The organism is Pseudomonas sp. RW407 (genome assembly GCF_003176655.1).
GTDB classification, from domain to species: domain Bacteria; phylum Pseudomonadota; class Gammaproteobacteria; order Pseudomonadales; family Pseudomonadaceae; genus Pseudomonas; species Pseudomonas delhiensis.
Genome location: NZ_QGSL01000088.1, coordinates 119,183 through 144,558, shown reverse-complemented (window position 1 = coordinate 144,558; position 25,376 = coordinate 119,183). Strand labels below are relative to the sequence as shown.

Annotated in this window: 26 protein-coding genes; 14 read left to right on the top strand and 12 right to left on the bottom strand. The window is 68.8% G+C overall.

What is annotated here, in order from left to right; translation table 11 throughout:
- Positions 1-50 precede the first annotated feature (50 nt).
- The 5 genes from DK254_RS07240 (at position 51) to DK254_RS07220 (ending at position 3,605) form a co-directional block, all read left to right on the top strand.
- Entirely contained in the window at positions 51-1,700 is a 1,650-nt protein-coding gene (locus tag DK254_RS07240) for a GMC family oxidoreductase (RefSeq protein ID WP_109933235.1), read from the top strand.
- Between the two features lie 92 nt (positions 1,701-1,792).
- Positions 1,793-2,374 (top strand): DJ-1/PfpI family protein, encoded by a 582-nt coding sequence (locus tag DK254_RS07235; protein ID WP_109933234.1) that lies wholly within the window; start codon positions 1,793-1,795, stop codon positions 2,372-2,374.
- 32 nt (positions 2,375-2,406) lie between these two features.
- Positions 2,407-2,709, top strand: a complete 303-nt coding sequence (locus tag DK254_RS07230; protein WP_009615780.1) for a ribbon-helix-helix domain-containing protein — start codon at positions 2,407-2,409, stop codon at positions 2,707-2,709.
- A 129-nt stretch (positions 2,710-2,838) separates the two neighbouring features.
- Positions 2,839-3,006 (top strand): YhfG family protein, encoded by a 168-nt coding sequence (locus tag DK254_RS07225; RefSeq protein ID WP_009615782.1) that lies wholly within the window; start codon positions 2,839-2,841, stop codon positions 3,004-3,006.
- Positions 3,007-3,008: 2 nt separating this feature from the next.
- Positions 3,009-3,605 carry a putative adenosine monophosphate-protein transferase Fic gene (locus DK254_RS07220; RefSeq protein ID WP_109933233.1) on the top strand — a complete coding sequence of 199 codons (597 nt, stop codon included), beginning with the start codon at positions 3,009-3,011 and terminating at the stop codon, positions 3,603-3,605.
- A 205-nt stretch (positions 3,606-3,810) separates the two neighbouring features.
- On the opposite strand, the gene DK254_RS07215 is transcribed toward DK254_RS07220, so the two are convergent.
- On the bottom strand, positions 3,811-5,334 hold the full coding sequence (locus DK254_RS07215) for a fumarate hydratase (protein ID WP_109933232.1): 1,524 nt from the start codon (positions 5,332-5,334) through the stop codon (positions 3,811-3,813).
- Between the two features lie 254 nt (positions 5,335-5,588).
- Between DK254_RS07215 and DK254_RS07210 the strand changes: the two genes are divergently transcribed.
- The 3 genes from DK254_RS07210 to DK254_RS07200 are packed head-to-tail and all read left to right on the top strand — an operon-like array spanning position 5,589 to position 8,463.
- Entirely contained in the window at positions 5,589-6,716 is a 1,128-nt protein-coding gene (locus DK254_RS07210) for a diguanylate cyclase (RefSeq protein ID WP_109933231.1), read from the top strand.
- Positions 6,709-7,641 (top strand): iron-sulfur-binding ferredoxin reductase, encoded by a 933-nt coding sequence (locus tag DK254_RS07205; protein ID WP_109933230.1) that lies wholly within the window; start codon positions 6,709-6,711, stop codon positions 7,639-7,641. Before DK254_RS07210 ends, DK254_RS07205 begins: the two co-directional genes overlap by 8 nt.
- Positions 7,642-7,689: 48 nt before the next feature.
- Positions 7,690-8,463, top strand: coding sequence for an enoyl-CoA hydratase-related protein (locus DK254_RS07200; RefSeq protein WP_109933229.1), 774 nt, complete (start codon positions 7,690-7,692; stop codon positions 8,461-8,463).
- A gap of 839 nt (positions 8,464-9,302) precedes the next feature.
- Here DK254_RS07200 and pyk read toward each other — a convergent pair.
- The 3 genes from pyk to DK254_RS07185 form a co-directional block, all read right to left on the bottom strand.
- On the bottom strand, positions 9,303-10,754 hold the full coding sequence (gene pyk / locus DK254_RS07195) for a pyruvate kinase (protein WP_109933228.1): 1,452 nt from the start codon (positions 10,752-10,754) through the stop codon (positions 9,303-9,305).
- A 65-nt stretch (positions 10,755-10,819) separates the two neighbouring features.
- Positions 10,820-11,749 carry a universal stress protein gene (locus DK254_RS07190; protein ID WP_109933227.1) on the bottom strand — a complete coding sequence of 310 codons (930 nt, stop codon included), beginning with the start codon at positions 11,747-11,749 and terminating at the stop codon, positions 10,820-10,822.
- A 64-nt stretch (positions 11,750-11,813) separates the two neighbouring features.
- Positions 11,814-12,620, bottom strand: coding sequence for a lipopolysaccharide assembly protein LapB (locus DK254_RS07185; protein ID WP_109933226.1), 807 nt, complete (start codon positions 12,618-12,620; stop codon positions 11,814-11,816).
- 101 nt (positions 12,621-12,721) lie between these two features.
- Here DK254_RS07185 and DK254_RS07180 point away from each other — a divergent pair, with 101 nt between their 5' ends.
- From DK254_RS07180 to DK254_RS07170, 3 genes are all read left to right on the top strand, one after another.
- Entirely contained in the window at positions 12,722-13,093 is a 372-nt protein-coding gene (locus DK254_RS07180) for a hypothetical protein (RefSeq protein WP_109933225.1), read from the top strand.
- Positions 13,094-13,169: 76 nt separating this feature from the next.
- A complete protein-coding gene (locus tag DK254_RS07175; protein WP_109933224.1) occupies positions 13,170-13,595 on the top strand; it encodes a DUF4124 domain-containing protein in 426 nt (141 codons plus the stop codon).
- A 59-nt stretch (positions 13,596-13,654) separates the two neighbouring features.
- A complete protein-coding gene (locus DK254_RS07170) occupies positions 13,655-14,014 on the top strand; it encodes a PilZ domain-containing protein (RefSeq protein ID WP_109933223.1) in 360 nt (119 codons plus the stop codon).
- A 259-nt stretch (positions 14,015-14,273) separates the two neighbouring features.
- On the opposite strand, the gene DK254_RS07165 is transcribed toward DK254_RS07170, so the two are convergent.
- The 7 genes from DK254_RS07165 to DK254_RS07135 all read right to left on the bottom strand — a co-directional run bounded on the left by DK254_RS07165 (position 14,274) and on the right by DK254_RS07135 (position 22,032).
- A complete protein-coding gene (locus tag DK254_RS07165; RefSeq protein ID WP_109933222.1) occupies positions 14,274-15,605 on the bottom strand; it encodes a DUF58 domain-containing protein in 1,332 nt (443 codons plus the stop codon).
- On the bottom strand, positions 15,602-16,612 hold the full coding sequence (locus DK254_RS07160) for a MoxR family ATPase (RefSeq protein WP_109933221.1): 1,011 nt from the start codon (positions 16,610-16,612) through the stop codon (positions 15,602-15,604). The genes DK254_RS07165 and DK254_RS07160 overlap by 4 nt, the downstream gene beginning before the upstream one ends.
- Positions 16,609-17,883, bottom strand: a complete 1,275-nt coding sequence (locus DK254_RS07155; RefSeq protein WP_109933220.1) for a DUF4350 domain-containing protein — start codon at positions 17,881-17,883, stop codon at positions 16,609-16,611. Before DK254_RS07155 ends, DK254_RS07160 begins: the two co-directional genes overlap by 4 nt.
- A complete protein-coding gene (locus tag DK254_RS07150; protein ID WP_109933219.1) occupies positions 17,880-19,451 on the bottom strand; it encodes a DUF4129 domain-containing protein in 1,572 nt (523 codons plus the stop codon). The genes DK254_RS07155 and DK254_RS07150 overlap by 4 nt, the downstream gene beginning before the upstream one ends.
- Complete coding sequence (locus tag DK254_RS07145; protein WP_109933940.1) at positions 19,438-20,421, bottom strand: stage II sporulation protein M; 984 nt, start codon at positions 20,419-20,421, stop codon at positions 19,438-19,440. The genes DK254_RS07150 and DK254_RS07145 overlap by 14 nt, the downstream gene beginning before the upstream one ends.
- Positions 20,418-21,170 carry an RDD family protein gene (locus DK254_RS07140; RefSeq protein WP_371921124.1) on the bottom strand — a complete coding sequence of 251 codons (753 nt, stop codon included), beginning with the start codon at positions 21,168-21,170 and terminating at the stop codon, positions 20,418-20,420. Before DK254_RS07140 ends, DK254_RS07145 begins: the two co-directional genes overlap by 4 nt.
- Positions 21,171-21,276: 106 nt before the next feature.
- The gene (locus DK254_RS07135; protein ID WP_109933218.1) at positions 21,277-22,032 is read right to left on the bottom strand and encodes a hypothetical protein; all 756 of its coding nucleotides are present in this window, start codon (positions 22,030-22,032) and stop codon (positions 21,277-21,279) included.
- A 117-nt stretch (positions 22,033-22,149) separates the two neighbouring features.
- On the opposite strand from DK254_RS07135, the gene sbcB reads away from it, so the two are divergent.
- Positions 22,150-23,583: an exodeoxyribonuclease I gene (gene sbcB, locus DK254_RS07130; RefSeq protein WP_109933217.1), complete on the top strand. Its 1,434-nt coding sequence runs from the start codon at positions 22,150-22,152 to the stop codon at positions 23,581-23,583.
- A 69-nt stretch (positions 23,584-23,652) separates the two neighbouring features.
- Here the strand turns inward: sbcB and mvaT are convergent, their stop codons facing one another.
- Positions 23,653-24,027, bottom strand: a complete 375-nt coding sequence (mvaT, locus tag DK254_RS07125) for a histone-like nucleoid-structuring protein MvaT (RefSeq protein ID WP_074982273.1) — start codon at positions 24,025-24,027, stop codon at positions 23,653-23,655.
- Positions 24,028-24,278: 251 nt separating this feature from the next.
- Here mvaT and purU point away from each other — a divergent pair, with 251 nt between their 5' ends.
- Complete coding sequence (purU, locus tag DK254_RS07120) at positions 24,279-25,130, top strand: formyltetrahydrofolate deformylase (RefSeq protein ID WP_109933216.1); 852 nt, start codon at positions 24,279-24,281, stop codon at positions 25,128-25,130.
- Positions 25,131-25,171: 41 nt separating this feature from the next.
- The gene (locus DK254_RS07115) at positions 25,172-25,357 is read left to right on the top strand and encodes a hypothetical protein (RefSeq protein WP_109933215.1); all 186 of its coding nucleotides are present in this window, start codon (positions 25,172-25,174) and stop codon (positions 25,355-25,357) included.
- Positions 25,358-25,376 lie beyond the last annotated feature (19 nt).

The following is a 25,376-nucleotide window of genomic DNA, read 5'->3' as shown; positions in this document are numbered from 1 at the left end:
CCGCGCCCGCGCCGGCCGGCGCGGGCCCCCTCACTTGCGGTACGAGATTCATGAAATACGACTACATCATCGTCGGCGCCGGCTCGGCCGGCTGCATCCTCGCCAGCCGCCTGAGCGAATCCGGCGAGCACAGCGTCCTGCTGCTGGAAGCCGGCGGCAAGGACGCCTCGCCCTGGTTCAAGGTCCCGGTGGGCTTCGCCAAGCTCTACTACAACCCGGCGTACAACTGGATGTACTACAGCCAGCCGCAGGCGCAACTCGCCGGCCGCCAGCTGTACGCACCGCGCGGGAAAGTGCAGGGCGGCTCCGGCTCGATCAACGCGATGATCTACGTGCGCGGCCAGGCCCACGACTTCGACGACTGGGCGGCGAACGGCAACGACGGCTGGTCGTTCAAGGACGTGCTGCCGTACTTCCGCAAGCTGGAGTCCCACCCGCTGGGCGACAGCGAGTACCACGGCGCCAGCGGGCCGATCCGCATCAGCCCGATGAAGGGCCACACCCACCCGATCTGCGATGCCTTCCTCAAGGGCTGCGGGGAGCTGGGCTACCCGCGCAGCGAGGACTTCAACGGCGAGCACTTCGAAGGCGCCGGCATCTACGACGTCAACACCCGCGATGGCCAGCGCTGCTCCAGCAGCTTCGCCTACCTGCACCCGGCGCTGGGCCGGCCGAACCTGCACATCGAGCACCACGCTCTGGCCGAGCGCATCCTGTTCGACGAGCACAAGCGCGCCATCGGCGTCAGCATCAGCCAGCACGGCGTGCAGCGCGAATTCCATGCCCGCCGCGAAGTCATCCTGGCGGCCGGCGCGGTGGATTCGCCGAAGCTGCTGCAACTCTCCGGCGTGGCCGACCGCGAACTGCTGCAGGAGCACCGCATCCCCGAGGTGCTGCACCTGCCGGCAGTGGGCAAGAACCTGCAGGATCACCTGTGCGTCAGCTACTACTACAAGGCCAGCATCAAGACCCTCAACGACGAGTTCGGCTCGCTGTTCGGCCAGCTGAAGCTGGGCCTGGAATACCTGCTGACGCGCAAGGGCCCGCTGTCGATGAGCGTCAACCAGAGCGGCGGCTTCTTCCGCAGCGACGACAGCCAGGCGCACCCGAACCTGCAACTGTACTTCAACCCGCTGTCCTACCAGATTCCCAAGAGCAACAAGGCCAGCCTCAAGCCGGAGCCGTACTCGGGCTTCCTGCTGTGCTTCAACCCGTGCCGCCCGACTAGCCGCGGCGAGGTGCGCATCGCCTCGAAGAACCCGGCCGACGCGGCGCTGATCGACCCCAACTACCTGAGCACGCAGAAGGACATCGACGAAGCCATCCAGGGTAGCCGGCTGATCCGCAGGATCATGAATGCCCCGGCGCTCAGGGCGGTGACCGTGGAGGAAGTGCTGCCAGGTGCGGCGGTGCAGTCCGACGAGGCCATGCTGCGCTATTTCCGCGAGAACTGCGGCTCCATCTACCACCTGTGCGGCAGCTGCGCGATGGGCGCCGACCCGCAGACCTCGGTGGTCGACAAGCGCCTGCGGGTGCATGGCATCGAGGGCCTGCGGGTGGTGGATGCGTCGATCTTCCCCAACGTCACCTCCGGCAACACCAACGCGGCGGTGATGATGGTGGCGGAGAAGGGCGCCGAGCTGATCCTGGAGGATGCCCGCCAGGTCCGGGCCGAAGTGGCGCAGCGCCTGGCGGTGTAGTAGCGGCCTATTACCCGCCGCGGCGGGGAGTGGCTAACCTGTCTGGCATGCCCGGCCGCCCATGGCCGGGCCCTGCCTGGAGGAATGCCGCGATGGCCGCGAAGAAAATCCTGATGCTGGTCGGCGACTACGCCGAGGACTACGAAACCATGGTGCCGTTCCAGGCGCTGCAGATGGTCGGCCACGTGGTCCACGCGGTGTGCCCGGACAAGAAGGCCGGGCAGAGCGTGCGCACCGCCATCCACGACTTCGAGGGCGACCAGACCTACAGCGAGAAGCCGGGGCACAACTTCGCCCTCAACGCCGACTTCGCCGGCGTGCGCGCCGAGGACTACGACGCCCTGCTGATCCCCGGCGGCCGCGCCCCGGAGTACCTGCGCCTCAACGCGAAGGTGATCGAGCTGGTGCAGGCCTTCGACGCCGCGAAGAAACCCATCGCCGCGGTCTGCCACGGCGCCCAGCTGCTGGCCGCCGCCGGCGTGCTGAAAGGCCGCGCCTGCAGCGCCTACCCGGCCTGCGGCCCGGAAGTGAAGCTGGCCGGCGGCGAGTACGTGGACATCGCGGTGGACGCCGCCCACGTCGACGGCAACCTGGTCAGCGCCCCGGCCTGGCCGGCGCACCCGGCGTGGCTGGCTAAGTTCCTCGAAGTGCTCGGCACGAAGATCAGCCTGTAGACTGGCATTCGCATCGACAAAGGAGGCGGAGCATGTGCGAGCTCTACGTGAAGGCCGATCCCATCCTCTACGAGTCCCGCTCGCGCTCCCTGCGCATTCGCGGCGTGGTCACCACCCTGCGCCTGGAGAACCAGTTCTGGGACATCCTGCGGGAGATCGCCGAGGTCGACGGCATGACCACCAACCAGCTCATCGCCAAGCTCTACGACGAGGTGATGGACTACCGCGGCGAAGTGGTCAACTTCGCCTCCTTCCTGCGGGTGAGCTGCACCCGCTACCTGGCCCAGCGCCGCGACAACATCGTGGAGCTGAGCCGGGTGCCGCGCAGCGCCTGAGCCCTGACCCTGTAGGAGCGGGCCCTGCCCGCGATTTCGCGCGCAGGGCGCGCTCCTACATGGGAATGCCGCAGGTGGGGCCAGCTCACGTATAATGGAATTTCAGCCCCTGAAGCGAGGCATCGACTGGTGAAAACCCCCAGCCTGGAAGCCAAGAAAGCCTACTGCGCCAAGACCCGTCGTTCCAACTACGCGGCCAGCCTGCGTCTGGAAGGCTACGAAGTTACTGAGAGCGACGCCGCCCGCGAATTGCCCAGCCGCGAAGCGGTCCTGCGCGCGTACCGCAAGCAGGCCTGAGCCTGGACAAGTACGGCGCCGGCCAGGACCCGTACTGCTATCCGGGTACGAGCGTCCTGCGCAATCGCCTCGATCTTCACAGCGATGACCTGCTGTCCCGCGCCGAGCGCGACCTTTCCGAAATCGCCGCCAGCCATCTCGACTTCGAACCGCCGCCTTACGACTTGGCGTACCTGAAACGCATCCACCATGCCCTGTTCCAGGACCTCTACGACTGGGCCGGGCAGATTCGCAGCGTGGATATCTCCAAGCGCGACACCCATTTCTGCAACGTCAATCGCATCGAACCGGAAGCCGACAAGATTTTCCGCACCATGGCGCGAGCCAACTGGTTCGAGGGCTACGAGCGTGAGCGACTGATAGTGGCCGTGGCCGAGCATTACGGCGACCTCAACATGATCCACCCGTTTCGCGAGGGCAATGGCCGGGCCCAGCGCATTCTGTTCGAGCACCTGATCGTCAACGTCGGATTCGAGGTCAACTGGTGGGCGGTGGAAGAGAACGAGTGGATCGGCGGCAACATAGACGCAGTGCTCTGTGATTACAGAGCGCTGGAACGCATCTTCGCGCACTGCATCGGCCAACCCATCGGATCGTAGGGCGGATAACCGTTCGCGGTTATCCGCCGGTGGCGTTGGCGTCGAGGCCTGTAGGAGCGAGGGAGCCGCCTGGTTCTTGTTCGCGAACGAACTCCGCGGCGGGACATCAGGTTCGCGAGCAAGCTCGCTCCTACGAAGATCTGTCGCGCGGGCATGAAAAAGCCCGGCACATGGCCGGGCTTTTTCCTGGCGCGAAAGCGAAGGCTTACTTCACTTCCACCGCCAGGCTGTGGGCGATCTTGTCTTTCCAGATCGCAGGGCCCGTGATGTGCACCGACTCGCCGTTGGTGTCGACCGCCACGGTCACCGGCATGTCCTTCACGTCGAACTCGTAGATGGCTTCCATCCCCAGTTCGGCGAAGGCCAGGACCCTGGACTTCTTGATCGCCTGGGCCACCAGGTAGGCGGCGCCGCCGACGGCCATCAGGTACACGGCCTTGTTGTCCTTGATCGCCTCGATGGCGATGGGGCCGCGCTCGGACTTGCCGATCATGCCCAGCAGGCCTGTGCTCTCCAGGATCTGGCGGGTGAACTTGTCCATGCGGGTGGCGGTGGTCGGGCCGGCCGGGCCGACCACTTCGTCGCCTACCGGGTCGACCGGGCCTACGTAGTAGATGAAGCGGCCTTTCAGGTCCACCGGCAGTTCTTCGCCCTTGTTCAGCATGTCGACCATGCGCTTGTGCGCGGCGTCGCGGCCGGTGAGCATCTTGCCGTTGAGCAGCAGGGTCTCGCCCGGCTTCCAGCTCTGCACTTCTTCCGGGGTGATCTTGTCCAGGTCGACGCGGCGCGCGGAGGGGCCGGCTTCCCAGACGATTTCCGGGTAGGCGTCCAGCGGCGGCGCTTCCAGTTCGGCAGGTCCCGAGCCGTCGAGCACGAAGTGGGCGTGGCGGGTGGCGGCGCAGTTGGGGATCATGCACACCGGCAGCGAGGCGGCGTGGGTCGGGTAGTCCATGATCTTCACGTCGAGCACGGTGGTCAGGCCGCCCAGGCCCTGGGCGCCGATGCCCAGCTGGTTGACCTTGTCGAACAGCTCCAGGCGCAGTTCCTCGATGCGGTTCTGCGCACCGCGGGCCTTCAGCTCGTGGATGTCGATCGGGTCCATCAGGACTTCCTTCGCCATCACCGCGGCTTTCTCGGCGGTACCGCCGATGCCGATACCGAGCATGCCCGGCGGGCACCAGCCGGCGCCCATGGTCGGGACGGTCTTGAGCACCCAGTCGACGATGGAGTCGGACGGGTTGAGCATGGCCATCTTCGACTTGTTCTCGGAGCCGCCGCCCTTGGCCGCGACGTCCACTTCCACGGTGTTGCCGGGGACGATGGAGTAGTGGATCACCGCCGGGGTGTTGTCCTTGGTGTTCTTACGCGCACCCGCCGGGTCGGCCAGGATGGAGGCGCGCAGGACGTTCTCCGGCAGGTTGTAGGCGCGGCGCACGCCTTCGTTGATCATGTCGTCGACGCTCATGGTGGCGCCTTCCCAGCTCACGTCCATGCCGACGCGGACGAACACGGTGACGATGCCGGTGTCCTGGCAGATCGGACGGTGGCCGGTGGCGCACATGCGCGAGTTGATGAGGATCTGCGCCATGGAATCGCGGGCGGCCGGCGATTCTTCGCGCAGGTACGCCTCATGCATGGCCTGGATGAAATCGACCGGGTGGTAGTAGGAGATGAACTGCAGGGCATCGGCGACGCTCTGGATGAGGTCGTCTTGCTTGATCACGGCCATGGAGCACGGTCCTCTTCAGGCGGGAATGTCAGGCGGGTATTTCAGGCGGCTAAGCCACGTACACCGAACGCGTCCGGTCAGGCACCGGCGCAAAAAGGGCGCCGTAGTATAGCGCCGTGCCAGGGCCGGGCGCACGCGCCGGCGATCCGACCTTGGTCGGCAGGGGCGGCAAGCGCCCACTTTCCGGTCGGCTAGGCATGCTGTGGCTTTGATAGTAGAGTGAGGGCCAAGTGCCATTACGGGATGGAGCCCCCATGAGCACACCGAGTTCCCCGCTGAAGCAGCGCGCCCTCCAAAAGCTCTTGATCAGGCGGTTCGGCATGGCCCTCGGCACCTACGCGATGGCCCTGCTGCTGCTCTGGCTGACCGTGATCGGCGACTTCTACCATGGCTCCCTGGCGTTGGCGGTTTCCGCCAGCCTGTGCGCCGTGGCCAGCCAGGCGGTGTTCCTCTGGCTGTTCGTCAGCGGCCGCAACCAGCGCTTCGTCGACGCCAGCCTGACCGAGCCGCAGGTGCTGGTGGCGCTGGTCTGGACCACCTTCTTCCTGGCCCACGTCGACAGCGTGCGCGGCACCCTGATGGTGCTCTACGTGCTGATCCTGCTGTTCGGCGTGTTCCAGCTGCAGCCGCGGGTGTTCGCCCGCTGCGCGGGGCTGGCCTTCATCGCCTTCGCCGGCCTCAACCTCTGGGAGGCCTTCCGCCAGCGCCTGGAGCTGCCCGGGCAGGCCGTGCTGCAGTTGCTGGTGCTGTTCAGCGTGCTGGTCTGGCTGACGCTGTTCGCCGGCTACGTGCAGGCCCTGCGCCAGCGCATGCGCCAGCGCCGCTACGCGCTGCAGGCGCACCAGGATACCCTGCGCGGGATGATGCGCCAGCTGGAAGACCTGGTGGCCACCGACGAACTCACCGGGCTGTTCAACCGCCGCCACTTCCTGCGCCTGGCCGGGCGTGCCCTGGACGACATGCAGGCGGACCAGCGCCACGGCCTGGCGCTGATCGACCTCGACCACTTCAAGCGCATCAACGACATCCACGGCCACTCCGCCGGCGACCGCGTGCTGCAGACCTTCGCCGCGGTGGCGCGGGCCTGCCTGCGCCAGGGCGACGTGCTGGCGCGCTACGGCGGGGAGGAGTTCGTGCTGCTGCTGCCCGACGCCGACAGCGACCGCCTCGCCGCCTGCTGCGAACGCCTGCGCCTGGCCTATGCGGCGGCCGAGCCGATGGGCGTGGAAGTGCCGGTGCTGAGCCTTTCCGCCGGCATGACCCTGCTGCAATGCGGCGACGACCTCGACGAGGCCTTGCAGCGGGCCGACCAGGCGCTCTACCGTGCCAAACGCAGCGGACGCAATCGCTGCGAGGCGGCATGGGAGGAGAGCGATGCCTGAACTGCGTGCCGGCGGCCGGCACTGGGAAGTGGCCGCCGGGAGCAACCTGCTGGACGCCCTGCGTGCCGAGGGGATCGCCATTCCCTACAGCTGCCGCGCGGGCAGTTGCCATGCCTGCCTGGTGCGTTGCAGTGGCGGCGAGCTGCTCGACGAGCGCCCCGAGGCGCTGGACGCCGCGCGCCGCGCCGAGGGCTGGCGCCTGGCCTGCCAGTGCCGGGTGGTGGACGACTGCGCCATCGAGGTTTTCGACCCCGAGCGCGACGGCCTGCCGGCGACGGTCGCCGAGCTGCACTGGCCGGCGGCGGACGTCCTGCGCCTGCGCCTGCAACCCCGGCGGCCCCTGCGCTACCGCGCCGGCCAGCACCTGGTGCTGTGGCTGGGCGAGGTGGCGCGGCCCTATTCCCTGGCCAGCCTGCCGGACGAGCCCTGGCTGGAATTCCACATCGCCTGCCAGGCCCCCGGCGCCTTCTGCGACGCGGCGCGCAACCTGCGGGTGGGCGATGAACTGCGCCTGGGCGAGCTGCGCGGCGGCGCGCTGCACTACGACCCCGAATGGCAGGAGCGCCCCCTGCTGCTGCTGGCCAGCGGCACCGGCCTGGCGCCGCTGTGGGGCATCCTGCGCCAGGCCCTGGCGGCGGACCACCAGGGGCCGATCCGCCTGCTGCACCTGGCGCGCACGCCGGCCGAGCACTACCTGGCGGCGGAGCTGGCGGCCCTGGCCGCGGCCCATCCCGACCTGCAGGCGAGCCTGGCGCTGCCGGCCGATCTGGACGCGCATCTGGCGCAATTCCGCCTTGTCTCGCGGCGAAGCATCGCCTTACTCTGCGGCCAGCCCGCCAGCGTCGAGCGCTTCGCCCGCCACCTGTACCTGGCCGGGCTGCCGCGCGGCCAGACCCTGGCCGACCTGTTCCTCTCCCACGCCTGAGCCGGGCCCGCGAACCCGGCCGCCACAGCCTGCTGCCAAGGAGTTGCCATGAGCCAACAGATTCTCGTCGAGCGCGAACAGGGCCTGCTGACCCTGCGCCTGAACCGCGCGGACAAGATGAACGCGCTGACCCGGGAGATGTACGCCGCCCTGGCCGACGCCCTGGAGGCCGCCGAGCACGACCGCGGCGTGCGCGTGGTGCTGATCGCCGGCAACGCCGAGTGCTTCACCGCCGGCAACGACATCCACGATTTCCTCCAGTACCCGCCCAGCGGCCAGGACAGCCCGGTGTTCCGCTTCATGCGCGCGCTCATGGAGTTCAGCAAGCCGGTGCTGGCGGCGGTGGCCGGCCCGGCGGTGGGCATCGGCACCACCCTGCTGCTGCACTGCGACCAGGTCTTCGTCGCCCGCGGCGCCAAGCTGAAGATGCCTTTCGTCAACCTCGGCCTGTGCCCTGAATTCGGCTCCAGCTTCCTGGTGCCGCGCCTGCTCGGCCACGTCCGCGCCGCCAGCCTGCTGATGCGCGGCGACGGCTTCAGCGGCGAGCAGGCGGTGGCCTACGGCATCGCCAACGAGGCCCTGGCCGACGGCGCCGCCGCCCTCGAACGCGCCCGCGAGGCGGCCCGGGCCCTGCAGGCGCTGCCGCCGGCGGCCCTGGCGCTGAGCAAGCGCCTGCTCAAGGCGCCATACATCGAGGAGCTGCGCAAGGTAGTGGCCCAGGAGGGCGAGCTGTTCGTCCAGCGCCTGAGCTCGCCGGAAGCCCTCGAGGCCCTGGGCGCCTTCACCCAGCGCCGCCAGCCGGACTTCTCGCGCTTCGCCTGAGCTGGCCAGCTGCCCACAGAAACTGTGGGCAGAGCTGTGCATAACCTTGGGGCCAACTGCCCGGGCGCCCGCTGCGCCTGGGTTGCGCGGCGTTGTGCGGTATTTGATCCATCGCCCGTTGCGCCGTCCTCCCGGTTCGTCGCAAGTGCCTGATTTCGTGGGATTGTCCGACAGCCGGGCAGCAGGCCGGGCTGTGCGATCAGCGCACGGTGCTTGCCCACAGTAACTGTGGGAAGGGCTGTGGATAAGCTTGGGGCGGAAGCGTTGGAGGCGCGTGGTTGCTGGGTTGCGCGGAGCTGTCCGGGTTTTGACCAGCGTGTGGGAGCCGTTGTCTTATAGGCTGCGCCGAGGTGCTCTTCGTAGGAGCGAGCTTGCTCGCGAATGAGCCTCGCAGTGAAGCCTGTTCGCGAGCAAGCTCGCTCCTACGAAAAGCCGTGCCCCCTGCAACGTAGGAAGCGGACGGTCTTGCCGACTGCGCCGAGGTGCTTTCGTAGGATGGGTTGAGTTTGCGAAACCCATGCGGTCGTGGCGGTGGAGGCGTGTGCCGGTTGGTCTTGGCGTGTGGCTTGGCCGCTGCCCTCTCCCTAACCCTCTCCCTGAAGGGAGAGGGGACCGTTGGGCAGACGCTGGTGCTCCTGAGTCAGCCGGCGACGCCGAAGGTTTCCGGCTGAAACCATTCCTTCTCTCGGCACGGACAAGCCCCCTCTCCCTTCAGGGCGGGGCGCGCAGCCGAGGGCTGGGGAGAGGGAGCGGAGTTGGGCGAAAGTAATGAACTACAGGTGACTTCCCCCAAAAACAAAGGCCGCCCAAAGGGCGGCCTCCGTCACTCACCATCCCACTCAGACCAACAGGTCCCCCACATGCAGCACCTTCATGGTGTTGGTGCCGCCCTGGGTGGTGTAGCTGTCGCCCTTGGTCAGGATCACCCAGTCGCCCTTGGTCACCACGCCGCGTTGCAGCAGCGCGTCCACGGCTTCCTGGCTGACGCGCTCCGGCGGCAGCGCGGCGGGGTCGAAGGGGATGGTCTCGACGCCGCGGAACAGCGCCACGCGGGCCTGGGTCTCGCGGTGCGGGGAGTAGGCGAAGATCGGCACCGAGGAGCGGATGCGCGACATGATCAGCGGGGTGTAGCCGCTCTCGGTGAGGCAGATGATCGCCTTGATGCCCGGGAAGTGGTTGGCGGTGTACATGGCCGCCAGGGCGATGCTCTCGTCGCAGCGCTCGAAGGTCTGGCCCAGGCGGTGGCTGGATTTCTTGGTGGTCGGGTGCTTTTCCGCGCCCTGGCAGATGCGCGCCATGGCCTGGACCGCTTCCACCGGGTATTCGCCGGCGGCGCTCTCGGCCGAGAGCATCACGGCGTCGGTGTAGTCGAGCACGGCGTTGGCCACGTCCGAGACTTCCGCGCGGGTCGGCATGGGGTTGTGGATCATCGACTCCATCATCTGCGTCGCGGTGATCACCGCCTTGTTGTAGCGGCGGGCGTGCAGGATGATTTTCTTCTGGATGCCGACCAGCTCGGCGTCGCCGATTTCCACGCCGAGGTCGCCGCGGGCCACCATCACCGCGTCGCTGGCGCGGATCAGGCCGTCCAGCGCCTCGTCGTCGGCCACCGCCTCGGCGCGTTCGATCTTGGCCACCAGCCAGGCCTTGCCGCCGGCCTCGAGGAGCAGGCTGCGGGCGTATTCCATGTCCTTGGCGTCACGCGGGAAGGACACGGCGACGTAGTCCAGGTCCATGCTCGCGGCCAGCTTGATGTCGGCCTTGTCCTTCTCGGTCAGGGCCGGCGCGGTCAGGCCGCCGCCGCGGCGGTTGATGCCCTTGTGGTCGGACAGCGGGCCGCCGATCAGCACTTCGCAGACCAGCTCGTCGGCCTTCACCTGCTTCACCACCATGACCACGCGGCCGTCGTCCAGCAGCAGCTCGTCGCCCACGCCGCAGTCCTTGACCAGGTCCGGGTAGTCGATGCCCACGACTTCCTGGGTACCGGCGTCGCGCGGGTGGCTGGTGGAGAAGCGGAAGCTGTCGCCCACGGCCAGTTCGATACGCTTGTTGGCGAACTTGGCGATGCGGATCTTCGGCCCCTGCAGGTCGCCGAGCAGGGCGACGAAGCGGCCATGCTTGGCGGCTAGGTCGCGCACCAGCTGGGCGCGGGCACGGTGCTCGTCGGGGGTGCCGTGGGAGAAGTTCAGGCGGGCGACGTCGATCCCGGCGAGGATCAGCTGCTCGAGGACTTCGGGGGACTGGCTGGCTGGGCCGAGGGTGGCGACTATCTTGGTGCGGCGGACGGACATGCGGGACTCCTTGGAAGACGAGCGTGCGGGCCGGCGGCGTGAGCCGGGCCGGCCCGGCGGCCATCTTACCCCTTTTCCGATGACGGTTCGCCTGCCGGCTTGAGCACCAGCAGGTCGCACTCGATTTCTTCCAGCACGCGCTCTGCGGTGTGGCCGATCAATGCGCTCTCCAGCTGGCCACGGGCCACCGCGCCCATCAGCAGCAGGTCGATGCCCTGGTTGCGGACGAACTCGGGGATCACCTCCTCGGGGAAGCCCTGCAGCAGGTGGGTGTCGCCGGCGGCCATGGCCGGGTGGGCGGCCATCAGCATGTGCAGGGCCTGGCGGTGGTGCGCCTCGGTGGCCTTCAGGTGCTCGTCGTAGCTGCCCAGCAACTGGGCGTCGAAGGCCAGGGTCTGCGGCAGCGCCACGTAGGCGTGCAGGTAGCTGGCGTGCAGGCCCAGGCGGCGGTTCAGCTCCAGCGCCGTGGCGATCAGTCGGCGGTCCAGCGCCGCCGGCTTGTCGCCCTCGTGCAGCGGGTCTAGGGCGGCGCACAGCTTGCGCCCCTCCCAGGCGCCGTGGTGGACCAGCCACAGCGGCGTCTCGCAGTGGCGGATCAGCTGCCAGTCGGTGTTGGTCAGGAACAGGCGCTTGAGCAGGCCGTGGCGGCTGCTGGACTTGAGCACCAGGTCGGGTTGGTGCTCGGCCACGGCGGCGAGTATCTCGCGGTACAACGGCTTGCCCCAGCGGGTGTGGCAGCGCGCGTCGATGCCGGCCTGGCGCAGCGGCGCGGCCAGCTTGTCGAGCCAGTCCAGGCGCTCGGTCTGCTGCAGGATGCGCACCCGCTCCAGCTCGTGCTGCGGGATCAGCAGGCCGTTGTCCAGCGCCGGGTTGTAGTCGCACACCAGCAGGGTCACGCTGGCGCCGCTGCGCTCGGCGATCCACTGGGCGCGGGTGAGGGCGGGCTGGTCGTCGCGGGTGGGGTCGATGACCACCAGCAGGTGCTGCAGTTTCATGGTCGGCTCCTCGCTTGGCTGCTGCCATTGCAGTGCAAGCGTAGCCGGCCCGGCTTGACCTGCGTCAGTCGCCGCCCTGGTTCAGCGCCTGGTCCAGGTGGCGCGCGGCCTTGTTCGCCAGCTCGCCGTCGGGGTAGTCCACCAGCAGGTGGCGCAGGTAGCCGATGGCCTTGGCGCGGCTGGGGTGCGGGTTGTCGGGGGCCATGTACATCAGGCCCAGCTGGTACAGCGCCTTCTGCTTGATGTCGGCGGGGATGGCCGGGTCGTTGACCGCCAGCAGGTACAGCTGCTCGGCCTCGGCGACGCGGTCCTTGAGCACGGCGCGGCGCGACAGCAGGGTCATGTCCGGGTCCAGGCTGGTCTTGTTCAGGTCCAGGTTCTGCTGCGGCTTCCAGGTGGCCAGCAGCTCGCGGGCGTTCTTCTGCACCGGTTCCCTGGCGCGCTGGCGGATCATCAGGATGCGCGCGTCGGCATGGCTGGCCGCGGCGGTGCCGGGGAACTCGCGGTCGATGCGCTGGAAGTAGTCCAGGGCCTTGGCGTCGTCGCGCTGGTCGTTGTAGCGGCTCATGTAGATCAGGCCGATCTGGTACAGGGCGATGGCGCGCACGTCGGGGCTGTAGCGGGTATTGTCGTAGCCGGTGAGGTAGAGCTTCTCGGCCTCGGCGCTCTTGCCGTCGCGGATGGCCTGGGCGCTGTAGGTGAGCAGGTCGCCTTCCTCTTCCACCGCGGCGGTCATGCGGTCGCTCTTGAGCTTCTTGTACTCGGCGACTTCGCCGGTGGTGACCTGGGCGACGAACAGCGGCGTGGTCGGCGAGCAGGCCGCCAGCAGGCCCAACAGGGCGACCAGGGGCAGGGCGGGGTGCAAGCGCATGGCATCTCCTTGGCGCCGGGGCGGGTTCCCTGCGCAGTCTAGTGATGCCCTTCAGCGCGGCCAAGGCGCGCCGATACAGTTCCCAACGGAGGATATGCCCCATGCGAATACTGTGCGTCCTGGCCCTGGCGGCGAGTGTTACCGGCTGCAACAGCTGGTCGACCAACAAGAACCTGGACAGCGCCTACCGCGCCTACGATCGCGGCGACTGCGAGCAGGTGATGCTCGACCTGTCGCGCACCGAGCGCAAGAGCCGCGCGCGGCCCTGGCTGCAGCCGGAGATCTCGATGCTCCGCGGCCTGTGCCTGGAGCGCCAGAAGTACTATGTCGACGCGGCGCAGACCTACGACTTCATCATCGCCCGCTACCCGAGCAGCGAATATGCCTACCGCGCCAAGGCGCGCCTGGAGACCCTGCGCCTCAACGGGCGGCTTGGCAGCGGGGCGGCACAACCGTTGCCGGCGCGTCCGTGACCGTCGGTCGTTGCCGGCTTGAGCGGGATGGGCCGCTCGCTAAGCTCAGGTAGCTGGCTTCAAGGAGGAGGTTGCGATGCGTTCGTTGCTGTGCCTGTGTATGGCCCTGGCCCCCTTGCTGGCAGCGGCCGACATCTATCGCTGGACCGATGCCCAGGGCAAGGTGCATTTCAGCGAAACCCCGCCGCCGGGGGCGCAGCGCGTCGAGGTCAGGCCGCAGGTGGTCGAGCGCGATGCCGCCACGCGCGAGCGCGAGGAGCGTACCCGCCAGTTCTACCAGGCGCGCAGCGAGGAACAGGCCGCCGCGCGCAGCCGCGCCGCCGAGCAGCAGGCCAAGGCGGGCGCCGAGTGCGATCGCCTGCGCGACCAGTTGGCGACATTGCAGCGCGGAGGTCGCTACTACTCCACAGATACCCGGGGCGAACGCCTCTACTATAGCGACGAGCAGATCGATGCCGCTCGTCGCTCGCTGGCCGCGCGGGTAGCCGAAGGCTGCCGTTAGTGCTGGCCGTGGCGGGGTTGCATCGTCATACTGGGTAAAAATCATAGCGAATAGCCATTATGCGTCATCAACGACACATAGAGCGCCATCAGCTGCCGTACTACCTGAAGGTGTTCAATAGCATCACCGACAAGCCCATGGGCTACCTGGGCAACGTATCGCTGGACGGCATGCTGCTGATCAGCCAGCTGCCGATGCTGGTGGGCGGGCGATTCGACATGCGCCTGAAGATCCCCGGGCAGGACGGCAAGGTCCAGCACATCGACTTCAGCGGCACCTGCCAGTGGTGCCACGAAGACGTCACCCCGGGCAGCTTCGATTCCGGCTTCAGCCTGGTGGCGCCGCCGCCGGAGTATGCCGAGCTGGTCGAAGCGCTGCGCCGTTATTTCAGTTTTCGCCGCCAGGTGGAGTCGGTCTGAGCAGCGGGATGCGCTGAACCGACCTGGGCGGTGGTGAAGGACAGGGAAACATCGGCGGTATGCGAATGATACGTGTAGGAGCGGGCCCTGCCCGCGATTCGCGCGCAGGGCGCGCTCCTACATGGGCGTGGCTTGTGGGGCGACCCGTAGGAGCGGATCTCATCCGCGAATCGCGCCGATACGCCAGGCTATCGCGGACAAGGTCCTACATCGATGCTTCCCTGGAACCTACGGGGTTTCCATCCACAATCGGTGCCCGTCACAGTGCTCCGGCGCGTTTCCAGCCCAGGTAGCGGCTGACCAGTTCCGGGCCCAGCTGGCTGGGGCGGGCGTCCAGCACCGGCACGCCGTTGGCCAGCAGCTTTTCGTGCAGGCCGGCGCGGGCGTTCAGGTAGTCCAGGGCGCCGCAATAGGTCAGGGCCTCGTCGTAGCCCTGCACCGGCGCCTGCCGCAACTGGTCGAGCACTTCCTCGCGCAGGCTGGCGACCAGCACGCGGTGCTGGCGGCCGAGGCGGCGCACCGCGCCCAGCAGTTCCTCGTCGTCCTCGTCGCGCAGGTTGGTCACCAGCACCACCAGGGCGCGGCGGCGCTGGCGCGTGAGCAGGGCCTGCACGGCGGCGGCGTAGTCCGCCGGGCGCTGGCTGCTGTCCAGGTCGTACACGGCGTTGAGCAGGGCGCCCAGCTGGGCGTTGCCCTTGGCCGGTGGCAGGTGCCGCGGGCGTTCGCCGGCGAAGGTCTGCAGGCCTACCGCGTCGCCCTGGCGCAGGGCCACGTAGGCCAGCAGCAGGCTGGCGTTGAGGGCGTGGTCGAAGTGCGAGAGGTCGCCGTCCTTGCTGCGCATGTGGCGGCCGCAGTCGAGCAGGAAGAGGATCTGCTGGTCGCGTTCGTCCTGGTATTCGCGGGCGATGGGCGTGCGCTTGCGCGCGGTGGCCTTCCAGTCGATCTGGCGCAGGGTGTCGCCGTCGCGGAACTCGCGCAACTGGTGGAATTCCAGGCCCAGGCCGCGGCGCTGCCCAGGGCGCACGCCGATGCGGCTGAGCCAGTGGTCCACGGCCATCAGCTCGGCGCCGTAGATGCGCGCGAAGTCGGGGTAGACGCGGGTTTCGTCGCGCACCTCGAGGAAGCGCCGGCCGCGCCACAGGTGCAGTGGGCTGGGCAGTTCCAGCTCGCAGCGGGGGAAGACGAAGTGGCCGCGCTGCAGCGGCCGCACGCGGTAGCCGACCTGGGTGGTCTCGCCCGGGTGCAGTTCCACGGCCAGGGGCAGGTGCTCGAAGTCCATGCCCGCGGGCAGGTGGTCGAACAGCGTCACCCGCAGGCGCTGGCGGAAGCCGTGCTGCAGTTGTAGGCGCACCTCGCTCCAGCGCCCCAGCGGCAGGTTGCCGGCCAGCTGGCGTTGCAGGCGCGGGCTGGGCAGGCGGCGCAGCCACAGGGCATCGCCCAGGGCCAGGCCGAGCAGGGCCAGCAGCAGGCCCCACCACAGCTCCTGCAGCCAGGCCGGCGCCGGGCTGCCCAGGGCCGTGGCGCTGCCCAGGCCGATGGCGGCCAGGGCCAGCGCGGCGAGCAGCGCGAGCAGGACGCGCGAGGGCTTCATAGGCGCGGCGCCGGTACCTGGTCGAGCAGCTGTTGCAGCACCTGGTCCACCGACAGGCCCTCGATGTCCAGCTCCGGCGACAGCCGCACGCGGTGGCGCAGCACCGCCAGGGCGCAGGCCTTGACGTCGTCGGGGAGGACGAAGTCGCCGCCGCGAAGCAGCGCGCGGGCGCGGGCGCAGCGCACCAGGGCGATGGAGGCGCGGGGGCCCGCGCCCAGGGCCAGGCCCGGCCAGCTGCGGGTGGTGCGGGCGATGCGCACGGCGTAGTCGAGCACCTGGTCGTCGATGGCCAGGTCGGCGGCGATCTTCTGCAGCGCCAGCACGTCCTTGTCCTTGAGCAGCGGGCGCAGCGGCGCCACCTCGAGCATGTCGCTGCGCGCCGAGCGCGTCACCTGGCGCACCAGGGTCTGTTCCTCGGCTTCCTGCGGGTAGTCCATGCGCAGCTTGAGCATGAAGCGGTCCAGCTCGGCCTCGGGCAGCGGGTAGGTGCCTTCCTGCTCGATGGGGTTCTGCGTGGCCAGCACCATGAACGGCTGCGGCACCGGCAGGGCGCGGCCCTCCAGGGTGACCTGGCGTTCCTGCATGACTTCCAGCAGCGCCGCCTGGGTCTTGGCCGGGGCGCGGTTGATCTCGTCGGCCAGCAGCAGGTTGGTGAAGGCCGGGCCCTTGCGCAGCTTGAACTGCTCGCTGGCCAGGTCGTACACGGCGTGGCCGGTGACGTCGCTGGGCATCAGGTCGGGGGTGAACTGGATGCGTGCGAAGGCGCCGTCGAAGCAACGGGCCAGGGCGCGCACCAGGAGGGTCTTGCCCAGCCCCGGCACGCCCTCGACCAGGATGTGGCCGCCGGCGAGCAGGGCGGTGAGCACGTCGTCGATCACCCCGGCCTGGCCGATCAGGGCCTTCTGCAGTTCGTGGCGCAGGGCCTGGGCCAGCTGGCTGGCGCGCTGGCGCTGGGCCGCCGGGTTGGCGGTCGGGGTGGCGCTGGGTTCGGGCGTCTGTTCGCTCATAGGGCATTCCTGAGGCTTTGCAGGTGGGCGACCTGGCGGGTGAATTCGGCGGCGCTCATGCGGGGCGCCGGGTAGGGCCGCATGGCCTGGCTGATGGCGCTGACCGGCAGGCGCGTCATGCGCCCGAGCAGTTGCCACTGTTCGGCGATCGGCAGGCGTTCGAAGCCCGGCTGGCGTTGCCGGGCGCGGCGCAGCACGTCGCGCTGCAGGCCTTGCACCAGGGCCACGTGGCCGCGCTGGCGGAGCAGGAAGTCGGCGCCGGCGCGCAGGTGCTCCACCAGTTGCCGGCGGGCGCGGCTGGGCACCGGTTGCAGCGGGCCCTGGCGCAGGCCGGCGCGCCACAGCAGCAGCGCCAGCAGCAGGGCGAGGGCCAGCAGCGCCTGGGGGTAGTTGCGCAGCAGCAGGTTCAGCAGGCTGTCGCCGTCGGCGCGGTAGACCAGGGTGACGGCGCTGTCCTGGGTCAGGTACCAGAGCAGCCAGGCGTTGTCGTAGGCGTCGAGGTTGGCGGTCTGCCAGATCCAGTTGTCGGTCAGCACCGTGACCAGGCCGTCGCCCAGCTGCAGTTGCAGCAGGTGGGTGGCGTCGTGGCTGTTGGCCCAGGCGTAGGCCAGGTTCTTCGAGTCGTAGAGGTGGTATTCGGTGTCGAAGCCGATGTAGGCCGGGGCCTGCTCGTTCTCCAGGTAGAGCTTGGTCAGGTCCGGGTAGGCGTCGGCGTCCTCTTCTTCCTCGGCCTTGGCCGGGTCCCCCGCGGGGGCAGCGGGCTGCTCGGCGCCCTTGGGCGGCGGCACCTTGCCCGGCGGCGCGGCCTCGCCGTCGGCTTCGGGCTTGTCGGCGCTGGCGCCCTTGTCCAGGTCCTCGGTCAGGTACTGCTGGATGCCCAGCGGGTCGAGCAGCAGGTCGCCGCTCTTGCCGTCCTTCTCGTCCCACAGGCGCTCGGCGGTGACGATCAGGTGGCCGCCGCGGCGCGTCCAGTCGAGCAGGGCGCGGTTCTGCGCGGGGGTGACGTTCTCGCGGCTGCCCAGCAGGACCAGGGTGCGGCCCCGGCTGGGCAGGCCGTCGAGCACTTCCAGGCCCTTGGCGCTGTCGACCTGCAGGCCGCGGCCGCGGAGGAAGCGTTCGGCGGCCAGGTAGGGGTTGGCGCGGGCCTCGGGGGAGGCGCCGTGCTCGATCTTCTCCGGGTAGGGCCGCAGGTGCTGGTACAGGTACCAGGCCACGGCGGCGCCGACCAGCAGCACCAGCACGCCGAGCAGCCAGCGGGTGGAGCGGCTCATGCCGGCGCTCCCGGGCCGAACAGCCGGCGCCAGCCGTCGCACAGCGCCTGGCGCAGCTCGCCGGGCGGCGGGCGGTGGCCATAGGCGAGGGCCTGCCAGTGCAGGGTCAGTTCCCGTGCGTAGCGGTCCAGCTCGGGCTGCTGCAGGCCTTCCACCTGGCCCAGCACCTCGCCTTCGGTGCTGGAGTCGCGCAGCGGCACCCGGTAGTCGTGCAGCAGGCGGCTGAGCAGGGCGCGGTAGAGCAGGCCCAGGGCCAGCCGGGGCTGTTCGTCCCAGAGCCGCTCGGCGGCGCTGGCGACGTCCTCGGGCAGGCTTTCGGGGGCCAGTTCCAGGCCGAACAGCACCGCCGGCGTCTCGCGCCGGGCCTTCTGCGGCAGGCCCAGGCGGGTGGCGAACAGGCGCAGCCATTCGCGGTAGCGCCACAGCAGCAGGACCACGGCGGCGACCAGCGCGGCCCACAGCAGCGTCTGCAGCGACTGCAGGACCAGGCCCAGCGGCCGCCAGTGGGCCAGGGCGTCGAAGAAGGCCTTGAGGTCGTCCTCGTTGCCCTTGCCGGCCTTCTCCTTGGGCGGCTCGCCCAGGCGCCAGCGGGTGACCGTCTCGCTGTTGCGGAAGGGCGGGGCGTCGAGCAGGGCGTCGACGGCCTGGCGCGACTGCTCGCTGGTCAGCTTCTGGTGCAGCAGGCGCGCGGCCTCGGGGCCGTTCGGGTCCTGGTTGGGGAGGGGGCAGCTGGTGGCGCTTTCCGCGGCCCAGGGCGCGCTGCCGGGCAGCAGGGCCAGGGCGCCGGCGCACACCAGCAGCAGGGCGTAGGCGCTGCCGACCAGGCGCTGGCGCAGGCGGCGGAACACCAGTTCGATGTCCCAGGCCTCCAGCTCGGTGCGGCGGTTGAGGTAGAGGGTGAAGCCGCAGGCCACGTAGACCGGTTCCCAGACCACCAGGACCAGGGCGTAGAGCAGGTTGGACAGGTGCTCCAGCCATTGCCAGTCGCCCTGCAGGGCATCCAGCAGGGCCTGCCATTTCCAGTCCGACAGCCACTGCTGCGGCAGCATCAGGTAGAGCAGCGCCATCAGCCCCAGGTACAGGGCCAGCTCGAAGTGCATGCCGACCACCGTCAGCCAGGTGGCGCCGCCGGCGTTGCGCTGGCCCAGCACCACCAGGCGCTGGCTGCGCGCCTGGCCGGCGAGGCCTTCGAGCTGCAGCACCGGCAGGTCGAAGCTGCGCGTCGGGCTGAAGCGCCGCCACAGCAGGCTGGGCAGCAGCTGGCGCCGGAGCAGGCCGGGGAAGGCGCGCAGGGCTTCGCGCAGCGTCGGGGTATCGGCGAACAGGGCGCGGGAGAGGATGTACAGCGGCAGGCGCTCGAAGGCCGGCTTCAGCCACCAGAAGACCAGGATGGCCAGGCTGGAGTAGTCCCAGAGCAGCAGGCTGAGCACGGCGAACACTGGCAGCGTGACCAGCGCCCAGCTGACCATCAGCAGCCCGGCGTGGCGCCGCGCCAGGAGCACGCCGAGGTCCAGCGCTTCCCAGGCGCTGCGCGGGCGGATCGCCACGCTGGCGTCAGTCAGGCGCATGGCGCTGGCGTCCGGCGAACAGGAAGTAGCTGCCCACCAGCAGCCAGAGCGCGGCGCCGACGCCGTACTTGACCGTGGCCGGGAAGCGCGTGAGCGAGGACCAGTAGCCCTCGACGAAGGCGGCGGCGAGCAGCAGCAGTATCACCCCGGCGACCAGCTGGATGGCCTTGGCCGCCGCCTGCCGCAGCGCCTCGCCGCGGCTCAGGCGCCCGGGGGCGAGCAGCGCCCAGCCGAGCTTGAGCCCGGCGGCGCCGGCGAAGGTGATGGCGGTCAGCTCGAAGGCGCCGTGGCCGATGACGAAGGACCAGAAGGTCTGCACGTAGCCGATCTGCGTCAGGTGGCCGGCCACCGCGCCTATCATCAGGCCGTTGAAGAACAGGAAGAACAGGCTGCCCAGGCCGAACAGCAGGCCGCTGGCGAAGGTCTGGAAGGCGATGCCGATGTTGTTCATCACGTAGAAGGCGAACATCTGCCAGTTGTCCCCGGCGCCGCGCTCGCCCAGCGGGCCCAGGCGCGCGGCGTCGGGGGCGTACATGCTTTCCATCTCCGCCACCCGCTCGGCGCTGAGCACGCTGTAGACCAGGTCGGGGAAGCAGTACACCAGCAGGCCCATGACCAGCAGGCTGCCGTAGAACAGCAGGCTGGCGACGGCGATGGCGCGCCACTGCTCGCGCACCAGGCGCGGGAAGCCGGCCAGCAGGAAGCCGATCAGCCGCGCGCCCAGGTGGCTGCGGTGGCGGTAGAACTGCTGGTGGCCGCGCATGGCCAGTTGCTGCAGGTGGTCGATCAGGTGGCTGCTGTAGCCGCGGTCCTGGGCCAGGGCCAGTTGCTGGCAGAGGCTGCGGTAGTCGCTGGCGAAGTCGCCGTCGCGGGTGGATTCCTCGCGCTTGCCGCCCTCCAGCTGTTCCAGGCGCTTGGCGAAGCGCTTCCAGTCGTTGCGGTGGCGTTGCTCGAACAGGCTCTGCTTCATGGCGCCAGGCCTCCGCCGAGCAGGCCGCTGGCGATGCCGGCCAGGCGCGCCTCGGCCTGTTCCGCGGGCACGCCCAGGGGCTCGGCGAGAATCCCCGCCAGTTCCTCGCGGCGCGCCGCCGACAGGCCCGCGGCGCGCTCGCTGAAACCGGTGACGGCGCGCTGCTCGGCCAGGCTCAGCGGGCACGGCGGCAGCAGCGGCGGCACCTGCGGGACCTGCGGCCGGCTTGGCGGCGGGTCGCGGTAGATCACCAGGGTGCCGGCGGCCAGGTCGCCCAGGCGCTTGAACGCCGGGTTGGACAGGCAGGCCAGCAGGCCCAGGGTGTAGCCGAAGGGCAGGATGTCGGCGAAGCGCAGCAGGTTGCGCAGCAGCGAGGCGGACCAGCCGACCGGCGTGCCGTCGTCGTGGACCACGCGTAGGCCCATGACCTGCTTGCCGGGCGAACGCCCCTGGTTGAGCACTTCGAACAGGACCATGTACCACCAGGTGACGAGGAAGGTGAGCAGCAGGCCGAGGCCGGTGCCGAGCTGGCCGAGGAAGGCCAGCAGGATGTACATCACCAGCATCAGCAGCACGCGGATGCCCAGGTCGATCAGGTAGGCCAGGGCGCGGGCCACCGGCCCGGCCGGGCGCAGCAAAAGGTCGATGCCTTCCGGGGTTTCCACCTGGTAGCGGGTGTCCAGCGGCGGGCTGGCGGGGCGTGGTGGCGCGGCGGCGATCAAGGGCGTTGGCAGTCGCTGAAGGGAAATCCAGATGCTAGGGGCTGTTGGCGTTCCTGCGCAACCCGCTGCGTGTCGAAACGCCAAGCGCTCCGAAAAGCGCCGCGCCGGCGAGGTCGCCGGGGCGGCGCGGGGCTCAGTTGGCCGGCGGCAGCACGCCGAAGATGGTGCGGTAGAGCACGCCGATGGCGATGAAGGCCAGCGGCAGCGTCCACACCAGGCCGATCAGCAGCGGGATGGCGCTGAGCATCATGATCAGGCCGAGCGCCAGGAACAGGCCGAAGACCTTGAACCAGTGCTGGCCGACGGCCTTGCGCGAGGCCTCCATGGCCTGCCAGGGCGACAGCCCGCGTTCCACCACCAGCGGGATGGCCAGGGCATAGGAGACGCCCAGGTAGATGCCCGGCAGCACCAGCAGGATCAGGCCCAGGTAGGTCAGCACGGTGATCGCAAGGCCGGTGACTAGCAGCGGGACGAACAGGCCGAAGTAGGCGAACAGCTCGTTGATGGTCGCCGGCTGGTCGGCGGCGCGGCGGATGCCGATCATGTTCAGCCCGGCCAGCAGCGGGTAGCAGAGCGCGCCGGCGAGGACGCTGACGATGATTTGCAGCGCGCCGGGTTCGGAGTCGTGGATCAGGCCCAGCAGGCCGAGGACGAAGGCGATGACGAAGCTCAGCAGGTTGACCGCCACGGCGTAGATGATGGCCGCGACCACCAGCGTGCCCTTCATGCCCTTGACCTTGCGCCAGGCTTCGCCCAGCACGTCGCCGATGCGGAAGTCATAGCCGCGGGCGAGGGCTTCCTCGATGCTGGGCGCGCCCGCGCCCGTGGGGTTCTGTTGCAGCTGGCTGGCCGGCGTGGCGTAGGGGTTCTGTTCGAATTCCTGGTTCATATGAGCCAATCCTTGGTGATGGTGAAAGAAACCGCGCCTACACCATAACCGATAGCGAGCTTCCGGGCAGCCCTTGGCGGGGTGGTAGACTGCCCGGCCAGGCCAAGGGAGAGCGCCATGACCGCCAGCATCTTCTGGTACGACTACGAGACCACCGGCATCGATCCACGCCGCGACCGCCCGTTGCAGGTCGCCGGCATCCGCACCGACGAGGCGCTCAACGAGATCGAGGCGCCGCTGAACTTCTACTGCCGCCCCAGCGACGACATTCTGCCGCACCCGGCGGCCTGCCTGATCACCGGCATCACCCCGCAGCGCCTGGAAGAGCAGGGCCTGGGCGAGGCCGAGTTCATGACCCGCCTGCACGCCGAGCTGTCGCGCCCGGGCACCTGCGTGGCCGGCTACAACACCCTGCGCTTCGACGACGAGGTCACCCGCTACAGCCTCTACCGCAACTTCTTCGACCCCTACGCCCGCGAATGGCAGGGCGGCAACAGCCGCTGGGACCTGATCGACCTGGTGCGCACCGCCTACGCGCTGCGCCCGGAAGGCATCCAGTGGCCGCTGAACGAGGAAGGGATGGTCACCCTGAAGCTGGAGCGCCTCACCGAGGCCAACGGCCTGGAGCACGGCCAGGCCCACGACGCCCTGTCCGACGTGCGCGCGACCATCGCCATGGCCCGGCTGGTCCGCCAGCGCCAGCCCAAGCTCTACGACTTCCTCTACCGCCTGCGCGGCAAGCACGCGGTGCTCGACCAGGTGCAACTGCTCAAGCCGCTGGTGCATGTGTCCGGGCGTTTCTCGGCGGCGCGCAGCTTCCTGTCGCTGGTGCTGCCCCTGGCCTGGCACCCGCGCAACCGCAATGCCCTGATCGTCTGCGACCTGGGGCTGGACCCGGCGCCGCTGCTGGAGCTGGATGCAGAGGCCCTGCGCCAGCGCCTGTACACCCGTCGCGAGGAACTGGGCGAGGGCGAGCTGCCGGTGCCGCTGAAGCTGGTGCACGTCAACCGCTGCCCGGTGCTGGCGCCGCTGGCGGTGCTGCGCGAGCAGGACCAGGCGCGCCTGGGCATCGACCTGGCGGCCTGGCGCGAACGCGAACGGCTGCTGGTCGAAGGTAAACCGCTGTGGCAGGACAAGCTGGCCGCGATATATGCGCAGGAGAACTTCGCCGGCAGCGAGGATCCGGAACAGCAGCTATATGACGGTTTTATCGGCGACCGTGACCGGCGGCTCTGCGAACAGGTACGCCAGGCGGACCCGGTGCGCCTCGGGCGAGAACAATGGCCATTCGACGATCCGCGCCTGGTGGAACTTCTGTTCCGTTATCGCGCGCGGAATTTTCCGGAAACTTTGTCTGCGGCCGAGCAGGAACAATGGCGGGAGTTCTGTCGTTGCCGACTGATGCTCGACGAGTACGGCGCGCCCAATACCCTCGCGAACTTCGAAGTGGCTTTGGCTGAACAGCTCGAAAATACTGGGCTGCAGGGCAGGGCATTGCTGCAGGAGTGGCAGGCATATGCCGCTGTCTTGCGTCAGCGTTATTGCCTTTAGTGTTCCGCGAGTTGTTCGCGGGCAATAAAAAACGCCAGCCGAAGCTGGCGTTTTCGCCTGGCGCGGGGTTCAGCCCAGCAGGGTGGCCCAGCTCTCGACGGTGTCGGCGCCCCACTTGGCCTTCCATTCCTTGAGCGTCTTGTGGTTGCCGCCCTTGGTTTCGATGACTTCGCCGTTGTGCGGGTTCTTGTATTGCTTGACCTTGCGCGCGCGCTTGCTGCCGGTGGCCTTGGCGGCACGCGGGGCCTTGCTCAGTTTGGCGTCCGGATCGAGCAGCGCGAGGATGTCACGCAGGGACTTGCCATAGCCACCCATGAGCGTGCGGAGTTTCTCTTCGAACTCCAGTTCCTTCTTCAGCTTGTCGTCCTTCTCCAGGGACTTGAGGCGCTCTTGAAGTTCCTTGATGGCTTCTTCGGTGGCGCGGTACTCATTGATCAGTGACATGTCGGGGTACCTTGTCTTGAGGTCAAGCGTGGCTGGAATATTAGTATTCCCAATAATAGTCAGGCGATTTGTTTGAGTAAACCATCAAGTAAAGTTTTCTCACTACTTAACGTAATATTTAAGTTGCCCGGATAGACGCATTGTCCCCGCAGTTAAATCCGGACGCGTCCGAATGTCCCCCGCCGGCGGTCGCGGTTTTCCCGGGCAGCCGCTAGAATGGCGGCCTTCGCGAAGTATCTGGAGCTACACCCATGCGCACTTTCCGACTGGTGATCGCCTGCCCCGACGGGGTCGGCATCGTCGCCAAGGTGAGTAATTTCCTGGCCACTTACAACGGCTGGATCACCGAGGCCAGTCATCACTCCGACAACGACAACGGCTGGTTCTTCATGCGTCACGAGATTCGTGCCGACTCCCTGCCGTTCGACCTCGACGGGTTCCGCCAGGCCTTCGCCCCCATCGCCCGCGAGTTCAACATGGCCTGGCGCATCACCGACTCGGCGGTGAAGAAGCGCGTGGTGCTGATGGCCAGCCGCGAGTCGCACTGCCTGGCCGACCTGCTGCACCGCTGGCACAGCGGCGAGCTGGACTGCGAGATCCCCTGCGTGATCGCCAACCACGACGACCTGCGCAGCATGGTCGAGTGGCACGGCATCCCGTACTTCCACGTGCCGGTGGACCCGAAGAACAAGCAGCCGGCCTTCGACGAGGTGTCGCGGCTGATCGACGAGCACCAGGCCGACAACGTGGTGCTGGCGCGCTACATGCAGATCCTGCCGCCGGACCTGTGCCAGAAATACCGCCACCAGGTGATCAACATCCACCACAGCTTCCTGCCCTCGTTCATCGGCGCCAAGCCCTACCACCAGGCCTCGCTGCGCGGCGTGAAGCTGATCGGCGCGACCTGCCACTACGTCACCGAGGAACTGGACGCCGGCCCGATCATCGAGCAGGACGTGGTGCGCGTCAGCCACCGCGACAACGTCGAGGAGATGGTGCGCCTGGGCAAGGACGTGGAAAAGATGGTGCTGGCGCGCGGTTTGCGCTATCACCTGGAAGACCGCGTGCTGGTGCACGACAACAAGACCGTGGTGTTCGACTGAGCCACGCTGGCCGGGCGAGCCTGCGATAGGAGAGCCCGGCCATGGCCGACGAAAAAGCCCCCGGTACCGCCACCCCGCCGCCCACCCTGGGCGAGGGCTGTACCAGCCGTTACGACCTCGACGCCCTGAGCGAGGAGGACGGCACCGAGTTCCCCGGTGCCGCCGAGCTCTGGCGCGAGCTGCAGGACGACCGGCCGCGCCCCGAGGCGCCGCCGAAGAAACCCTGATCGACTAGCCGTATGCGGA

What these genes read in the sequence shown, in the direction of transcription:
- DK254_RS07160 (WP_109933221.1), bottom strand. Translation starts at nt 16,612, where the DNA reads ATGAGCGAACAGACGCCCGAACCCAGCGCCACCCCGACCGCCAACCCG.
- DK254_RS07175 (WP_109933224.1), top strand. Translation starts at nt 13,170, where the DNA reads ATGCGTTCGTTGCTGTGCCTGTGTATGGCCCTGGCCCCCTTGCTGGCA.
- DK254_RS07155 (WP_109933220.1), bottom strand. Translation starts at nt 17,883, where the DNA reads ATGAGCCGCTCCACCCGCTGGCTGCTCGGCGTGCTGGTGCTGCTGGTC.
- DK254_RS07165 (WP_109933222.1), bottom strand. Translation starts at nt 15,605, where the DNA reads ATGAAGCCCTCGCGCGTCCTGCTCGCGCTGCTCGCCGCGCTGGCCCTG.
- DK254_RS07230 (WP_009615780.1), top strand. Translation starts at nt 2,407, where the DNA reads ATGTGCGAGCTCTACGTGAAGGCCGATCCCATCCTCTACGAGTCCCGC.
- DK254_RS07115 (WP_109933215.1), top strand. Translation starts at nt 25,172, where the DNA reads ATGGCCGACGAAAAAGCCCCCGGTACCGCCACCCCGCCGCCCACCCTG.
- purU (WP_109933216.1), top strand. Translation starts at nt 24,279, where the DNA reads ATGCGCACTTTCCGACTGGTGATCGCCTGCCCCGACGGGGTCGGCATC.
- DK254_RS07170 (WP_109933223.1), top strand. Translation starts at nt 13,655, where the DNA reads ATGCGTCATCAACGACACATAGAGCGCCATCAGCTGCCGTACTACCTG.
- DK254_RS07210 (WP_109933231.1), top strand. Translation starts at nt 5,589, where the DNA reads ATGAGCACACCGAGTTCCCCGCTGAAGCAGCGCGCCCTCCAAAAGCTC.
- DK254_RS07180 (WP_109933225.1), top strand. Translation starts at nt 12,722, where the DNA reads ATGCGAATACTGTGCGTCCTGGCCCTGGCGGCGAGTGTTACCGGCTGC.
- DK254_RS07190 (WP_109933227.1), bottom strand. Translation starts at nt 11,749, where the DNA reads ATGAAACTGCAGCACCTGCTGGTGGTCATCGACCCCACCCGCGACGAC.
- DK254_RS07145 (WP_109933940.1), bottom strand. Translation starts at nt 20,421, where the DNA reads ATGAAGCAGAGCCTGTTCGAGCAACGCCACCGCAACGACTGGAAGCGC.
- DK254_RS07215 (WP_109933232.1), bottom strand. Translation starts at nt 5,334, where the DNA reads ATGGCCGTGATCAAGCAAGACGACCTCATCCAGAGCGTCGCCGATGCC.
- mvaT (WP_074982273.1), bottom strand. Translation starts at nt 24,027, where the DNA reads ATGTCACTGATCAATGAGTACCGCGCCACCGAAGAAGCCATCAAGGAA.
- sbcB (WP_109933217.1), top strand. Translation starts at nt 22,150, where the DNA reads ATGACCGCCAGCATCTTCTGGTACGACTACGAGACCACCGGCATCGAT.
- DK254_RS07150 (WP_109933219.1), bottom strand. Translation starts at nt 19,451, where the DNA reads ATGCGCCTGACTGACGCCAGCGTGGCGATCCGCCCGCGCAGCGCCTGG.
- DK254_RS07235 (WP_109933234.1), top strand. Translation starts at nt 1,793, where the DNA reads ATGGCCGCGAAGAAAATCCTGATGCTGGTCGGCGACTACGCCGAGGAC.
- DK254_RS07135 (WP_109933218.1), bottom strand. Translation starts at nt 22,032, where the DNA reads ATGAACCAGGAATTCGAACAGAACCCCTACGCCACGCCGGCCAGCCAG.
- DK254_RS07200 (WP_109933229.1), top strand. Translation starts at nt 7,690, where the DNA reads ATGAGCCAACAGATTCTCGTCGAGCGCGAACAGGGCCTGCTGACCCTG.
- DK254_RS07205 (WP_109933230.1), top strand. Translation starts at nt 6,709, where the DNA reads ATGCCTGAACTGCGTGCCGGCGGCCGGCACTGGGAAGTGGCCGCCGGG.
- DK254_RS07185 (WP_109933226.1), bottom strand. Translation starts at nt 12,620, where the DNA reads ATGCGCTTGCACCCCGCCCTGCCCCTGGTCGCCCTGTTGGGCCTGCTG.
- pyk (WP_109933228.1), bottom strand. Translation starts at nt 10,754, where the DNA reads ATGTCCGTCCGCCGCACCAAGATAGTCGCCACCCTCGGCCCAGCCAGC.
- DK254_RS07240 (WP_109933235.1), top strand. Translation starts at nt 51, where the DNA reads ATGAAATACGACTACATCATCGTCGGCGCCGGCTCGGCCGGCTGCATC.